The 13,721-nt window shown below is 48.1% G+C and carries 14 protein-coding genes; 13 read left to right on the plus strand and 1 reads right to left on the minus strand.

Features of this window, described 5'->3' with window-relative positions; all coding sequences use genetic code 11:
* Positions 1–88: 88 nt before the first annotated feature.
* From AC3G2T_RS13720 to AC3G2T_RS13750, 7 genes are all read left to right on the plus strand, one after another.
* Entirely contained in the window at positions 89–973 is an 885-nt protein-coding gene (locus AC3G2T_RS13720; protein ID WP_488435802.1) for a carbohydrate ABC transporter permease, read from the plus strand.
* Entirely contained in the window at positions 973–1,815 is an 843-nt protein-coding gene (locus AC3G2T_RS13725; protein ID WP_488435803.1) for a carbohydrate ABC transporter permease, read from the plus strand. Before AC3G2T_RS13720 ends, AC3G2T_RS13725 begins: the two co-directional genes overlap by 1 nt.
* Positions 1,816–1,865: 50 nt before the next feature.
* The gene (locus tag AC3G2T_RS13730) at positions 1,866–2,825 is read left to right on the plus strand and encodes a sugar kinase (protein ID WP_474682724.1); all 960 of its coding nucleotides are present in this window, start codon (positions 1,866–1,868) and stop codon (positions 2,823–2,825) included.
* Between the two features lie 12 nt (positions 2,826–2,837).
* Complete coding sequence (gene hxlA, locus AC3G2T_RS13735; protein ID WP_488435804.1) at positions 2,838–3,473, plus strand: 3-hexulose-6-phosphate synthase; 636 nt, start codon at positions 2,838–2,840, stop codon at positions 3,471–3,473.
* Complete coding sequence (gene hxlB / locus AC3G2T_RS13740; protein WP_488435805.1) at positions 3,470–4,024, plus strand: 6-phospho-3-hexuloisomerase; 555 nt, start codon at positions 3,470–3,472, stop codon at positions 4,022–4,024. The genes hxlA and hxlB overlap by 4 nt, the downstream gene beginning before the upstream one ends.
* 43 nt (positions 4,025–4,067) lie before the next feature.
* Entirely contained in the window at positions 4,068–5,705 is a 1,638-nt protein-coding gene (locus tag AC3G2T_RS13745) for a hypothetical protein (protein ID WP_488435806.1), read from the plus strand.
* Positions 5,706–5,776: 71 nt separating this feature from the next.
* Positions 5,777–6,793, plus strand: coding sequence for a substrate-binding domain-containing protein (locus AC3G2T_RS13750; RefSeq protein ID WP_474682720.1), 1,017 nt, complete (start codon positions 5,777–5,779; stop codon positions 6,791–6,793).
* Positions 6,794–7,060: 267 nt separating this feature from the next.
* On the opposite strand, the gene AC3G2T_RS13755 is transcribed toward AC3G2T_RS13750, so the two are convergent.
* The gene (locus AC3G2T_RS13755; RefSeq protein WP_488435807.1) at positions 7,061–7,846 is read right to left on the minus strand and encodes a Fic family protein; all 786 of its coding nucleotides are present in this window, start codon (positions 7,844–7,846) and stop codon (positions 7,061–7,063) included.
* A gap of 308 nt (positions 7,847–8,154) precedes the next feature.
* Here AC3G2T_RS13755 and AC3G2T_RS13760 point away from each other — a divergent pair, with 308 nt between their 5' ends.
* The 6 genes from AC3G2T_RS13760 to AC3G2T_RS13785 are packed head-to-tail and all read left to right on the plus strand — an operon-like array spanning position 8,155 to position 13,659.
* Positions 8,155–8,979, plus strand: a complete 825-nt coding sequence (locus AC3G2T_RS13760; protein ID WP_474682718.1) for an ABC transporter permease — start codon at positions 8,155–8,157, stop codon at positions 8,977–8,979.
* A 14-nt stretch (positions 8,980–8,993) separates the two neighbouring features.
* A complete protein-coding gene (locus tag AC3G2T_RS13765) occupies positions 8,994–10,034 on the plus strand; it encodes an ABC transporter ATP-binding protein (protein ID WP_488435808.1) in 1,041 nt (346 codons plus the stop codon).
* Positions 10,035–10,067: 33 nt separating this feature from the next.
* Positions 10,068–11,288: an extracellular solute-binding protein gene (locus AC3G2T_RS13770; protein ID WP_488435809.1), complete on the plus strand. Its 1,221-nt coding sequence runs from the start codon at positions 10,068–10,070 to the stop codon at positions 11,286–11,288.
* Complete coding sequence (locus AC3G2T_RS13775) at positions 11,285–12,178, plus strand: ABC transporter permease (RefSeq protein WP_488435810.1); 894 nt, start codon at positions 11,285–11,287, stop codon at positions 12,176–12,178. The genes AC3G2T_RS13770 and AC3G2T_RS13775 overlap by 4 nt, the downstream gene beginning before the upstream one ends.
* Positions 12,179–12,208: 30 nt before the next feature.
* Positions 12,209–12,676 (plus strand): hypothetical protein, encoded by a 468-nt coding sequence (locus tag AC3G2T_RS13780; RefSeq protein ID WP_488435811.1) that lies wholly within the window; start codon positions 12,209–12,211, stop codon positions 12,674–12,676.
* On the plus strand, positions 12,673–13,659 hold the full coding sequence (locus AC3G2T_RS13785) for a CehA/McbA family metallohydrolase (protein ID WP_488435812.1): 987 nt from the start codon (positions 12,673–12,675) through the stop codon (positions 13,657–13,659). Before AC3G2T_RS13780 ends, AC3G2T_RS13785 begins: the two co-directional genes overlap by 4 nt.
* Positions 13,660–13,721: the final 62 nt, after the last annotated feature.

The raw sequence follows: 13,721 nt of genomic DNA on the forward strand, positions 1-13,721 counted from the left end.
AAGCAGCGAAAGGCGATGGATGAGAAGCGGTTCGCTTCCATCCGTCGGCTTTCCGAAGTTAAATCAATGAGAGCGGAGTAGATCCCAATTGATCTCAGAAAAAAGTCTAACTAAAAAGATAGGCAACCAACTTTTTTATACCGGACCGGCGACATTGATCTTTTTCATGGTGATGATCGTTCCATTTCTTTATGGTATTTATTTGACATTTTTTAAGTGGGATGGCATTTCGCCCAATATGCCGTTTGTGGGATTTGAAAACTATATCGGGGTTTTTCATGATGCAAAATTTTGGAAATCGATGTGGATTACCATTAAATATGTCATCGCCACGGTTTTTCTAATAAATGCAGTAGGGTTTTTATTAGCTTACTTGGTAGTGTCAGGGATCAAAAGTCAAAGTTTCTTTCGTGCGGCATTTTTCACACCAAGCTTAATTGGCGGTTTGGTTCTAGGATTTCTGTGGCAATTTCTATTCAATAACTTCTTCGTAAATATCGGCACTAAATACGGGCTCGCTCTATTAAGCAAATCTTGGTTGGGCAGCGCGGATAAAGCGTTCTGGGCTTTGGTCATCGTAACCGTATGGCATTATGCGGGTTATATGATGGTTATTTTTATCGCCGGCCTTATGAATGTCCCCAAAGATATTCTGGAGGCATCGACGATCGACGGTACAAGCAGATGGCAGCAGCTTATCCATATGACACTACCCTTGATGGTTCCTTCGTTCATTGTGACGATCTTCCTTTCTTTGCAGAGAGGGTTCATGGTTTATGATTTGAATTATTCTTTAACCGAAGGCGGTCCCTTTGGAAGTACGGTGTTTGTTTCTATGCATGTATTCGACAAAGCGTTTAGAAGCTACGATTACGGCATGGGACAAGCGGAGGCATTTGTGCTGTTCTTCATTGTTGCAGCTGTAACGATTATGCAGGTATATTTCAGCAAGAAAAAGGAGGTCGAAATATAATGGAGACCCGCCTCCTTGCCCGGCAGGTGTCGATTTATTTGATAGTAGCAGCGGCGCTGATTTTTAGCATGCTTCCATTTGCTCTGCTTTTGATTAACTCCTTCAAAACGAATGCGCAAATTTTGGCTTCACCCTTTAGTCTGCCTGCAACCATAGATTTCATAAATTTTAAAATGGCCATCCAGCAAATGAATTATTTTAGGAGTTTTATCAATACAGTCATCATTACATTCAGCAGCGTACTGATCATATTGCTGTTCTCGTCCATGACGGCTCATTATTTTGTAAGAAATAAATCGAAGTTGAACAGCACCCTGTTCTTGTTGATGGTGTCAGCGATGATTATTCCGTTTCAAGCGATTATGATCCCGCTGGTCAGTATTTATGGAAAGATGTTTGGCTGGATAACCGCAATGCCGCAGCCAACTTTGATTTTCATGTATATCGGATTCGGCACTCCGCTGGCCGTGTTCATCTATCATGGATTTATCAAAAGCGTTCCGCTTGAGTTGGAACAAGCAGCCCAAATAGATGGATGCAATCGTCATCAAACATTTTTCAAGGTTGTGTTCCCGATCTTGCGTCCTACTTCCGTAACGATCGCGATTTTGCATATTTTATGGATCTGGAACGATTTCTTATTGCCGTTAATTGTTCTTCAAAATGCGGGCAAAGAGAACCGTACATTGCCGCTGGCGATACAAGTGTTCAAGGATATTTATTCCACGGATTATGCCAAATTTTTGCCGGGTATTTTATTGATTACTTTGCCTGTCTTACTCATCTATCTTTTTGCTCAACGATACATCATTCAAGGCGTTATGCAAGGAGCTGTTAAGTAAAGCTAAGAAGTTTGACAAACAACAATTTTGCACAGAAAAGAGAGATCATTTTGGATAAGAGTCTGGATGTCATTACAATAGGAGACGGCATGGTGACAATGAACCCTAAGAGCAAAGGGCCGCTGCGCTATGTCGCTGATTTCGAACGCAAAGTTGGCGGGGCCGAATTGAATCTGGCGATCGGTTGCGCCCGATTAGGCATGAAAGCAGGGTGGATTAGCCGGCTTGGCGATGATGAATTCGGCAGGTACATTTATAATTTTGCAAGAGGCGAAGGCATCGATGTGTCCAATGTCAGGTTGATGGAAGGATTCACCACATCGGTAAATTTCAAAGAGATATGGGAAGACGGTGCCGGGCGCACATTTTACTACAGGACGAATTCGCCTACGCTTACGATGAAAGCTGAAGATTTGCCGCTGGAAGACATCAAAAACTCCAGAATTCTTCACATAACCGGCGTATTCTCGGCAATCCGCCAAAACGATATGTCCGTCATTCACAAGGCGATAGAGACAGCGAAAAACAATAATGTCTTAGTGGCATTCGATCCGAATATCCGTTTGAAACTGTGGTCGAAAGAAGAGGCGAGACAATGTCTCACACAATTGCTTCCCTACGTCGACATTTTGCTTACGGGCGAAGAAGAAGCCGAATTTTTGCTTGGCATCAGTGATCTGGATGAGATGATACGGAAATTTACGGAGTACGGAATCGGCCGTATTGCAATCAAACAAGGATCTGCCGGCAGTGTAGGTTATTATGAGGGGCTAAAGATTAACATGCCTGCCGTAAAAGTAAATACGATCGCAGATACTGTCGGGGCCGGCGACGGATTTGACGCGGGGTTCCTGTTGGGAATCGTAAGAGGGTGGCCGCTTGAAAGAACGCTGACTTTTGCGAATACAGTGGGATCCATGGTTGTAAGCGTATCGGGAGATAATGAGGGGCTTCCGTATTATGAAGAGGTTTTGCAAAAACTTGGGGTAAGAGAGTTTATTGAACGATAAGAGGGTGTTAGCTTGAAGCTGCAATTGGCATTGGATCGGTTGACGCGGCAGGAATGTCTGGAAATCGTCGAAGAAGTGAAGGATCTGATCGATATCATCGAGATTGGAACCGGGGTTATCAAGCAATATGGAGTAGACATCATTTCAGATTTGAAGCGGAGATACCCCGATAAGACAATGTTGGCCGACATGAAGACTTGCGATGCGGGAAAGCACGAGACGGTGCAAGCTTTGTCCGCTGGAGCCGACATTTCGACGGTGATGGCATTCTCAGCCGAACAAACAATCAAGGATGCGTTGGAAGCAGCCCGTTTATCGGGCGGACAAGTCATGATCGATTTGTTGGGGATACAGGACACGGGTTCAATCGCCCGATTGTATGAACAGGGAGCCCGCCTCTTCTCCGTACATATAGGAAAAGACATGCAAGGACAACAGGGAGCAGGGTTACGGGAAGCGGAAATGATTTCGTTCCTGCATACTCTGGAGGGGATCGATTTTGCGTATGCAGGGGGAATAACGGCTGATTCCATAGATCGAATAGTCCAATATAAACCGGCTATCGTTATTGTCGGAAGTGCCATTACGGGATCCGCTCATCGAAGAGAGATAGCCGAAACCATCAGAAAGAAGATGATCCGATTATGAAAAATTTGCTTGTCCAAATGAATAGCGAAGTTGCCGCGGTATTAGATCGAGTGAGCGAAACGGAGTTTGCAGCTTTTGGCAAAAGAATGAAAGGGGCTTCCAGAATTTTCGTTGCGGGCGAGGGCCGGTCCGGATTAATGGGGAAAGCTTTTGCCATGCGTCTTATGCATGCAGGTTTCAACGCATTTGTGGTTGGCGAAACGATTACACCGAGTATTCGCCCGGAGGATGTGCTGGTGGCGATCTCCGGTTCAGGAACTACGGAAGCCGTTCATTTATACGCAAGTCAAGCGAAAAAGACCGGAGCATCCGTCTTGCTCATCACGACCAATCGGAACTCGAAAATTGCGGAGTACAGCGATCTTGTCTTAAGAATTCCGGCTGCGACCAAATTAAGGCTGGAAGATGAGCCGCCTACGATTCAGCCGCTCGGCAATCAGTTCGACCAAAGTTTGCACATGCTGCTTGATGCCGTGGTTATCGACATTTTGGATGAAACGGGCGATGCAAGTTACAAAGAGATGGCGCGGCGCCATTCGAATTTGCAATGAGGATGAGGCTGACGGTTATCGGCATGCGAAAGGAAGTTATCCAATGAAATTGTATAATAATATCATTCTGCCGGACGAATGGCCGCCCAAATACGAAGAGGTCGCTCTGGATAAACCGCTGCCGTCGGATTATAAGGCGTATTGGCCGGAGATCGTAAATATATCGATCGGAAGGCAATTGTTCGTCGATAATTTTGTCATTGAGGCCACGGACTTGACGACCCAATATCATCAGCCTGTTCTTATGGACCGGCCTGTATTTGAACCGGAAACTCCACTTGAAATGAACGATGGGTACTGCTCGTGCGCATGCCCTTTCAATGACGGCATTTTTTATGATGACACCGATAAGAAGTTTAAAATGTGGTACCAGGCGGGCTGGTTCGACGGGGTCGGTTACGCGGAAAGCGATGACGGAATCCATTGGAAGCGATTGTCGGAACTTTACCCGGACAGGCAGGGCGACAGAGTGATCCCGTATGAATCCGGAGCGCTCCGCGACGGGTCGGCCGTATGGATCGATTACGAGGCTTCAGATCCAAGCGAGAAATACAAGATGCTAGTATTTTTCCGGAAATATGATTTTGAAGTGAAATATTATCACAGGATGCCGAAGCATTTTCATGATATTCCCGGCTCTGTCCCGCCTATTGAGGTCATCAAATTGTATAAGTCGGCAAACGGCATCGATTGGACCGAGATGGGGGAAACGACCCTTGCCGGAGACAATTCCACATTTTTTCATAACCCGTTTACGAAAAAATGGGCTTTCAGTTTGCGAACATTCTCTACATTAGATAGCCGGGTAAGGACAAGAGGCTATTATGAAACGGATGATTTTTTCAGGGGTTCGAAGTGGAAGAGCGAGGAAGTCCGCTTTTGGTCAAGAACAGATATTTATGATTCTCCGGATCCGAAGCTGGGTTACTATACGCAGTTATATAATTTGGATGCAACCCCTTATGAAAGTATGATGCTAGGTGTTTACAGCGTATTTATGGGACCGCCTAACCCTATTTGCGAGCTTACCAAAATGCCCAAAATCAATGACCTGAAATTGGCTTACAGCAGAGACGGCTTTCATTGGGACCGGCCTACTTATGACAATTTTATTTCGTCTTCGCGTGAAGCGGGTACATGGAATTACGGATATGCGCATTCGCCTAATGGCGTGTGCCTCGTTGTAGGGGATGAATTATATTTTTACGTGTCTTTTTTCTCCGGTCAATCTCCTAATTTCGGTACCCATGAATATTCGGGAGGCAGTGTGGGACTGGCCAAGCTGCGAAGAGACGGTTTCGCCTCATTGACCGATGAAGGAAAAGGCGGGTATGTCACAACCAAAAAAATGGAGTTCAATGGTAAATATTTGTTCGTGAATGTCGACTCAACCGAAGGTGCAATCTATGCCGAGCTCCTGGATGAGGAGTCCAACGTCATAGACGGGTATTCCAAGTCGGATTGCATCCCGGTTACAACGGATAGTACGAGTGTACAAATCAAATGGAGAGATCGGGCGCTGGAAGAGTTGAATCACAGCATCATACGGGTACGTTTTTATTTGGAGAATTCGCAATTCTACGCTTTCTGGATTTCTGCGGATCTTGAAGGACACAGCAACGGATATATGGCTGCCGGCGGACCTTCTTTCCGGCATGGCGTCGATACAAAGGTTGATTAAGAAATTAACGTAATGTTAATATAGGTCTAAAAAACGAATGGATATTGGCTCTGAGTGAGGGGGTGACCAACATGATTAAAGGTAAGAAAGCTACGCTCTTCGACGTTGCGGAAACGGCCAAAGTATCGAAAAGCACCGTCTCGCAGTATCTAAATCAAAGATACGAATATATGTCGGCCGAGACAAAAATGAGAATTCAACAGACCATAGAAGCACTGGGGTACCAGCCCAATGTTCTTGCCAGAAGTCTGAAACAAAAAACAACCTCGACGATAGGGGTTATCGTAGCGAATCTGCTGCATCGGTTTTCGACTGAGATCACTCGAGCGATAGAAGACTACTGCCATGCACATGATTACCATGTTATTGTTTGTAATACGGATGAAGATCCGTCCAAGGAAAAGAAGTACATCGACATGTTAAAAGCTAAACAAGTAGACGGATTGATTATCATACCTACCTGCCAAAACAATGAAGTTTACGAGCAGCTCGTGAATGAACATTTTCCGGTCGTTTTTTTGGATCGAAAAGTTGAAGAACTGCCGATCAATATGGTCGTGATGGATAACATTCATTCCGCCTACACTTGCACTTCTCATTTAATAAGCAGAGGCCATAAGCAGATTGCCATCATCACGCCTCCGCTCAATATCAGCACGCGGTCCGAACGGATTCAAGGATATAAGGCCGCGCTTCAAGACCATGGGATTACGTTCGACAAAAACTATGCCAGAAGCGTGAATATCAATGAGGTCACCCGGCAGTTGGATGAATTGTTTCAATTGGAAAAGCCTCCGACGGCTTTGTTAGCCGGTAACGATTTGGTTCTCATGGAAATTTTGCCTTATTTGCTTGAAAAAAATATCCGTGTTCCGGATGATTTGGCATTAGCCGTGATCGATGATGTCAATTTTGCCGATTTTGTCAGCCCTCCATTGACCACTTTCAAGCATCCGTCGGTGGAAATGGCGAATAAAGCCGCCGAATTAATGCTCGGCCAAATCAAATCAAGAGAACTGCCGGATATAGGCTCAAATGTCATTTCCTTTACCGGTAAATTACAAGTAAGAAAATCGTGCGGCGCTTAGAGCGCAAATGCGACGTTCCTCATCGCAATTCGCTATGTTACAACTGCGAAATACCCCCTGAAAGGCAAGTGAGCACTGTGTCCCCAATTGTTCCGGAGGCCAGTGCTCGCTTTCTTGGCTAATCTACGATACAAACGATTTCTCCGCGACCGCTTCCTGACTTGATAACGCCCAGGTCTTTAAGCCTTGAAATGTTCTTGGCAATGCTTGAGGATGAAGCTTCTAAAGTGTTGTCGAACAATTGTCTATGAAATATTTCTCCGTCATTCATTCTACTGATCCATTCGAACATTGTTTTGGCATGCCCTTTGCCCAGTAATTCACGAATATGTTTAATTCTATCGTAACGTTGAAGTTCTTTGAGAACCTTGGTAAGCGATGCGTTGACACACTCCAGATATGATGGGTGATTCCAGCAATGATCAGGGGATGGATTTTTTTTTCATGGTCAACATGGGTCGTCTCATACGGGTTTGCATATCCGGTCACGCTAGTGTAAAGCCAAGAGAAGTATGCCCGCATGAGACGCGGAACTTCGTTAAATGCCGGAGGCTGGTAACTGATTTGCCCATCGCCATCATGAAGGGCTGCTGGAATATGCCTATATCCTTCAGGATAACCGGTTAAATTACTCATTAAAGTATGTTGTATTTTTTTTAGTACAGGTTCATCCATATCCGAAAAATCTTTGTTTGGATTTAAACTATAAATAAACTCGTAAGCTTCAAAGACGTTTTTTACTTCAATTTGTGCTTTTTGTTTAATGGTCATTGGATTTTTTTTGTAGCTCTGATAAAGCTGCTCAACCTCTCTGAACTCCAGCTTATTCTGTTCAATTTTGGTTGTGAAATGTGCTGTTTTAACTAGAGAGTTACGTAAGATGGTGGGTGTTAAGGGATGGTTTTTTAAGCCAAGTCTAGCTAACGCCCCTATATTTCTCTCTGCTTCCAGAATGAGTTGATGTATCTCATAATCAAAGGGATTTAAATTCGGATGGAACACTAGCCGGTCTGCTGCAGTTTCGAAATGTTCATATGCAAAGAAATAAGTCAATGTTTACACCACCTTGTGTACATATTTACTTGCTATTAAACCAGACCACAAGCATGTTGTGAAAAATGTCCCTTTCTGCTCTTAACAAATTCATTAAAGTATCTTGAACAGTTCTTAATATTTTAAGCGATTATATTTTACAATCGACGATTAAGCTGTAATAGAGTTCGAGAAACAAGGAGGCACAAAAATACGGATATGAATCGTTTTTGGTCGAAATTGGTATCGATACCAATTTTGGGGGCCAATGCAAAATCAATTGCTTTTCAAATTGGTATCGATACCAATGCAAAAGGAGGTGATTTACGATGAGCTGGTATTTCAAAAGCTTGGGTAAAAGAAAAATTGTTGAGTTTATTATTTTCGCAGTGTTCGTCTTCTTTTTCCTGGGTCCGCTTATCAATCTGGCGCTGCTTGCATTCTCGGGAAAATGGCAGTACCCGGCTGCGCTGCCGCAAAGCTGGTCGCTGGACTGGTGGACATTCGTGCTGTCCCAACCGGAAATTTTGAAGTCGATTAGCTTGTCTTTCCTGATTGCCTTCGTAGTGACGTTACTGTCGATCGCCATCTGCATTCCTGCAGCTTATGCTTTCGCGCGCATTCAATTTCCGCTGAGCAGGTGGTTCCTGTTCTCGTTCCTGCTGACCAACGCTTTTCCGAAAATGGGGTTATACGTGGCCATCGCGGTGCTCTTTTTCAAAATCGGTTTGATGAATACTTTTTTGGGCGTTGTTCTCATTCATGTTATCAATACGTTGATGTATATGACATGGATTCCGGCCGCTTCTTTCAAAAGCGTGCACAAAGCGCAGGAAGAAGCCGCAAGAGATGCAGGGGCCGGGCCGTTTCGCGTCTTCTGGAATATTACGCTGCCGATGGCTCTGCCGGGAATTATCGTGGCTTCGATCTTTACGTTCCTGTCCTCTCTGGATGAAGCGCAGGGAACGTTTATGGTAGGAATGCCCGACTTCAAAACGATGCCGCTGATCATGTACGGAGCGGTTCAAGACTATCCGGCAACGGCCGGTGCCGTGTTTTCCATCATCTTGACGCTGCCGACTATCATTTTGCTGCTGGTATCGCGGCGTTTTGTCAGCGCGGATGTGATGTCCAGCGGCTTCACCATGAAATAGCAAGGAGGCAGGCAATGACTGCTCAAGTTCAATTATCGATTCAAAATTTGTCCAAACGCTACAAAACAGGCGATGGCGTGACGGGGATCTCCTTCGATATCCATCGCGGAGAGCTCGTTACTTTGCTGGGCCCGTCCGGCTGCGGGAAAACGACGGTGCTCCGCTCGGTCGGCGGGTTTTTGGAACCTGATTCGGGAGATATCCTGATCGCGGGCAAAAGCGTGCTGCACCTGCCGCCGGAGAAGCGTCCGACCGCCATGGTGTTTCAAAGCTACAATCTGTGGCCGCACATGAACGTCTTCGAGAATCTCGCCTTCGGCTTGAAAATTCGCAAGATGAAGAAGGAGCAGATTCAAGAAGCGGTCGACCGGGCGCTGAAGCTCGTCCGCCTGCCCGGCGCGGAGAAAAAACGGCCGACCGAGCTGTCGGGCGGCCAGCAGCAGCGCGTCGCCGTAGCCAGGGCGCTGCTGCTGGAGCCGGCGGTTCTGCTGCTGGACGAGCCGTTCTCGGCGCTCGACGCGAAATTGCGCGGAGAGCTGCGCGAGGAGCTCCGGGAAATTCAGTCGGCGACAAAGCTGACGATGATGTTCGTCACGCATGATCAGGAAGAGGCGCTATCGCTGTCTGACCGGATCATCGTCATGAACCGCGGCCGCATCGAGCAATCCGATTCGCCTCAAGCTATTTACGACGCCCCGCAAACGCTGTTCGTCGCCAACTTTATCGGGCGCATGAACATGATGGACGGGGTCGCGCAGAACGGAAGCATTGCGCTGCAAAACCTGCAGCTTGCCGACCCGGGCAACTTGAGCGGAGATGTCGTCGTCGCTGTCCGACCGGAGGATGTCAAATGGAATGACGCCTCGCTGCCCGGCCTTGCCGCTACTGTGAAGCAAGTAATGGTTCTCGGACATTATGCCGAAATAACACTGCTGACTGAAGCGGGCATCGTGCGCATGTTCCTTCCGCGGGAACAAGCGCAGGAGCTGACCGGCGGGCAATCGGTTTCGCTTACTTTTTCCAAACATGCCGCTTATCCTAAATCATCGGTTTAACAACGCTTTTCACATACAAGGAGGATGACAAAAATGAGTATCCATTTTGGCTTTGGCGGATTCAAACACACAGGTAAAGTGCTGCTTCTTACTTCTCTTTCTGCGGTAACGCTGCTGGCGGGCTGTTCAACAGGCGCGGGCAACGGAGCAAAATCCGGCGCGGCAAGCACGCCAAGCGGAACAAGCGCGGCAAGCACTGCCGGCGCAAGCACAAGCGGCCCGACGGAAATTGCGTTTTATTTCAGCGGATCGCAAAACGTGCAAGAACTGTGGACGCATTTGAAAGAATTGTATGAGAAAAAGCAGGACAAAGTGAAGGTTAAGCTCGTTTACATTCCGTCCGGACAAGGCGAGCAAGCAACGATGAACCGGATTGTAGCGGCCAAGAAAGCGGGCAACAGCACGATCGATGTCGATCTTTACGAAGCCAACGGAGGGCCGGATATGGCCACCGACAAAAAAGAAAATCTTTTCGAAGAGCTGGACGTCAAAAAAATCCCGAACATCAGCTTGATCAACCCGGCGAATATGAAAGATATGGGCAATAAAGCGATTCCTTACCGCTCTTCATCAGTCCTTCTCGCCTACAACAGCGCTAAAGTGTCGAGTCCGCCGAAAACGCTGGACGAGCTGTACACATGGATTCACGAGCATCCGGGCCGCTTTGCGTACAATGACCCGGCAACCGGCGGTTCCGGCGGATCGTTCGTACTCACGGCGCTTTACAAATCTTTGCCTGAAGATGCGATCCACAATCAGGACAAAAACATCGAGCAGCAGTGGGATAAAGGATTCGAACTGCTCAAGAGCTTGTCCAAAGACATGTACCAAAAAGGCGTGTACCCGAAGAAAAACCAAGGTACGCTCGATTTGCTCGCGAACGGCGAAGTGGATATGATTCCGGCTTGGTCGGATATGGCGCTTGAGCAAATCAACAAAAAGCTGCTGCCGGAAACGACGAAGCTGGCGCAACTTGAACCTGCATTTACCGGCGGTCCCGGAAGGCTGACAGTGCCGAACATGTCCCAGCACAAAGAAGCGGCATACGACTTCATCAACTTTGTTTTGAGCCCGGATGCGCAAGCTGAAGTCGTCAATAAAATTTACGGCTTCCCGGGTATCGAATGGTCTCATATGCCAGGGGACCTGCAAAAAAAATTCGAAGGCGTGTCCGTCAACTACCGCTCCTTCAACCTGGGAGAACTGGAAGCTGACGCTATGAAACGCTGGCAAAGGGAAGTCGCCGGTCAATGAGCGAGCATAGCCTGACCCGGCCGATGAACGTCGGGAAATCGTCCAAGCCGGCATGGTTCGACCGCGGAGCGAAACGCTCCGCGCTCGGGCTTTTCATGGTGCTGCCCTCCTTTTTGCTGCTGCTTTTTATGATCGTGGTGCCGATCGTCACCTCCATTCAGGAAAGCTTGCGCGGGCACGAAGGTCAATTCACTTGGGATAACTACAAGTTTTTGTTTACCGATCCTGCGATGTTGAACAACATCCGGTTTACGCTTCAACTGACGATCGTTTCGGCGGTGCTCGTGCTCTTCATCGCTTACTTGCTGGCCGTTTTTTTACGGTTCAGCACAGGCCGGATGGCGAAGTGGATCGAACGGCTTTATTATATTCCGATGTTCATTCCATCGGTTATCGCCACGTACGGCATTATTAATATGTACGGCAATCATGGCTGGCTGGCCCGAATTATGCTGCTTTTTACGAGTGCGCCGTTTATGAAGGTGCTGTTCGACTTCAAAGGGCTGCTGCTGGCCAATTTGTGGTTCAATATCCCGTTTGCGACCATGCTGCTTAGTTCCGCTCTTTCGGGGATTCCGAACGCTCTGATTGAAAGCGCGAAGGACGTGGGGGCCGGGAAAATTCAAATTTTTACGCGGATTATTTTCCCGTTATCGTTTAAATCGATGCTGGTAGCCGCCACATTTGTCGTTATGGGCATTATCGGAAGCTTTACCGCTCCGTTTCTTATCGGCCCGAATGCGCCGCAAGTGCTCGGGGTGGCGATGCAGCAGCAGTTTTCGGTTTATTTTGAAACCGGTATTTCCAGCGCTTGCGCTGTGTTCATGTTTGCCATCTGCTCCTTGGTCGGTTATTTCTATATTCGCAGCATGATGCAGGATGACAAGTAAGGCCATCACGGTAAAAGGGGAACCCGTTCAATGAAAGATCTTCTGATCGTAGAAGGGAAGTTGACTCCGCTCAGCTCAAAAACGCATATTGCGTATCAATTGTATATACCTGAAGCTGTGGAAAGCCTGCATATCGATTTCAGCTACAGCCCCAAAACACTCGACGACACGGACATGTCCCGCGTATTGATTGAGGATGCTATTGACCGATATGTTCGCCCGTCTCAAAAGTCCGTCTACATGGAGCAATGGGAAAAGTTCGCTCCGCTGAAAAATTTGCTGACGCTATCGGTAGACGACCCGCAGGGCTTCCGGGGATCGGCGCACCGCCACCCGAACGACCAGCATCATGTGCTGTCGCCCCGGGAAAGTTCGCCGGGCTTCTTGGCCGGCCCGATCCACGAGGGCGTATGGCGGGTGACGATTAGCGTGCATTGTGTGATTACGCCGGAATGCCGTTATCAATTAAGCATTCGCGAAGGAGAACAACAATCATGAATTGGCTTCCATTTGAACTGCACACTCACACGCCTCACAGCGACGGTATTCATACGCTCGCGGACATGTGCCGGAAGGCGGCGGAACTGGGCTTGAGAGGGATCGCATTGACGGATCACAACACGGTATCCGGGCTCGCCGATGCGGCTCAAGTCACCGAAGAAACCGGGATATGCATCGTCCCGGGCATGGAATGGACGACGTTCTACGGGCACATGCTGACGCTGGGCGCTCCGTACTGCGAGTGGCGCGATCTTGGGCCGAAGGATATCGGCAAAGGCATCGAGCGAGTCCACCGGCAGGGCGGGGTCGTCGGTATCGCTCATCCGTTCGCCCTGGGGAGTCCCATTTGTACGGGGTGCCATTGGGAATACGATATACAGGATTGGCATCAAATCGACTATATGGAAGTATGGCATGAAACGCTGCCTCCTATTCGCAATCATAACGAACCCGCTTTCGAGCTATGGACGGGCTTATTGAATCAAGGAGTCCGCATCGCCGCTACGGCCGGACGGGACTGGCATCATTCGAGCGGGGAAAGCGATCCTCCGGCATTTACATATCTGGGGATATCCGGTGAGCATGCCGTATCGGCGTCGTCGGCCGTCGAAGCGATCCGCTCGGGCCGCATTTGCGTAAGCATGGGGCCGCTCGTGACGCTTGAAGTTCAGGCGGGCGGACGAATTTACGGTATCGGCGACGCAGTTCCATCGGACCGGTTGGCGCAAGGCGAAGCTGTAGACCTTGTGGTCCGGATCCATCAACGGCAAAGCCCGGCGGAGACGCAGGCCCATACGGTCATTGTGGAATCCAACCTGGGAGAGCTATGCCGAGGCAGCCTATCGGCAAATGCGGCGGAGTTCCGCTGCGCGATTCCGGCGGAAGGGCTCATGTGGCTGCGGGTTCGCCTGCATGGCTTGCTGGGCGGGACATTAGCGAACCTTGCTTTTACGAATCCGGTCTATTTTGAAGCCCGATAACACGCTGCAACTGTTACATGCGCGAAGCGATGTCAGTTGTCAGCAAAATTTGAATAACGTAC

The organism is Paenibacillus sp. sgz302191 (assembly GCF_057749925.1).

Coding starts and splice junctions, on each gene's coding strand:
- AC3G2T_RS13725 (WP_488435803.1), top strand. CDS start 973: ATGGAGACCCGCCTCCTTGCCCGGCAGGTGTCGATTTATTTGATAGTA.
- hxlB (WP_488435805.1), top strand. CDS start 3,470: ATGAAAAATTTGCTTGTCCAAATGAATAGCGAAGTTGCCGCGGTATTA.
- AC3G2T_RS13745 (WP_488435806.1), top strand. CDS start 4,068: ATGAAATTGTATAATAATATCATTCTGCCGGACGAATGGCCGCCCAAA.
- AC3G2T_RS13750 (WP_474682720.1), top strand. CDS start 5,777: ATGATTAAAGGTAAGAAAGCTACGCTCTTCGACGTTGCGGAAACGGCC.
- AC3G2T_RS13760 (WP_474682718.1), top strand. CDS start 8,155: ATGAGCTGGTATTTCAAAAGCTTGGGTAAAAGAAAAATTGTTGAGTTT.
- AC3G2T_RS13765 (WP_488435808.1), top strand. CDS start 8,994: ATGACTGCTCAAGTTCAATTATCGATTCAAAATTTGTCCAAACGCTAC.
- AC3G2T_RS13770 (WP_488435809.1), top strand. CDS start 10,068: ATGAGTATCCATTTTGGCTTTGGCGGATTCAAACACACAGGTAAAGTG.
- AC3G2T_RS13775 (WP_488435810.1), top strand. CDS start 11,285: ATGAGCGAGCATAGCCTGACCCGGCCGATGAACGTCGGGAAATCGTCC.
- AC3G2T_RS13780 (WP_488435811.1), top strand. CDS start 12,209: ATGAAAGATCTTCTGATCGTAGAAGGGAAGTTGACTCCGCTCAGCTCA.
- AC3G2T_RS13785 (WP_488435812.1), top strand. CDS start 12,673: ATGAATTGGCTTCCATTTGAACTGCACACTCACACGCCTCACAGCGAC.